Source organism: Mycobacterium sp. E3247, from assembly GCF_001667785.1.
Classification (GTDB): domain Bacteria; phylum Actinomycetota; class Actinomycetes; order Mycobacteriales; family Mycobacteriaceae; genus Mycobacterium.
In genome coordinates this window covers 1-665 of the sequence record NZ_LZJG01000034.1, presented here as the reverse complement: position 1 = coordinate 665, position 665 = coordinate 1, and the positions used below count along the sequence as shown (strand labels likewise).

At 62.4% G+C, this 665-nt stretch carries 1 protein-coding gene; it reads right to left on the bottom strand.

Annotation, left to right across the window (positions count from 1 at the left end; translation table 11 throughout):
* Positions 1 to 665 (bottom strand): acyl-CoA dehydrogenase family protein (locus A9X04_RS01455; protein ID WP_197508984.1); only part of this gene is annotated, 665 nt, incomplete at both ends.

Here is a 665-nt window from a genome sequence, read left to right as displayed (position 1 = left end):
CCAGGCCGCCAACGGCAGGTCGTGGGTGTAGCCCAAGGACCCGTGTATCTGCAACGCCGTGTCGATCACCTCGATCAGCATGTTGGCGATATAGGTTTTGGCCATCGAGTTCTCGATGCGCAGGTCGTGCCCGTGCTCCATTTTGTAGGCCAGGTGCAGGATCATCAGTCGCGTGATGTAGAGCTTCTCGGCGCAATCGGCGAGCATCCACTGGATGCCTTGCCGATCGGCGACGCGCTTGCCGAAGGTGACACGCTCGCACGCACGTGCGGTGGCCATATCCAAGGCTGCCTGAGCTTTGGCCACGCTCCACATCCCGTGCCGGAGCCGGCCGTATCCGAGCCGATGCTGCCCCATCGCAAAGCCCTCGCCACGGCCGCCGAGAATGTTCTCGTCGGGGACCACTAGGTCGCGGATGCGGACTTCCGCGTGACCCATGGTCACCTCACCGTGGAAGGCCGGCACGTCGGTCTCTCCCATAACCGGAATGTTGCGGATGATCTCGAAGCCAGGATTGGGCAACTCGACGAGAAACGTCGTGTACTGGCGATGGCGCGGCGCGTCGGGATCGGTCTTCGCCATGACCAATGCCAGCTGAGAAATGGACGCCCCTGAGGTGTACCACTTCTCGCCGTTGAGGATCCAATTATCGCCCTCGCGCACCG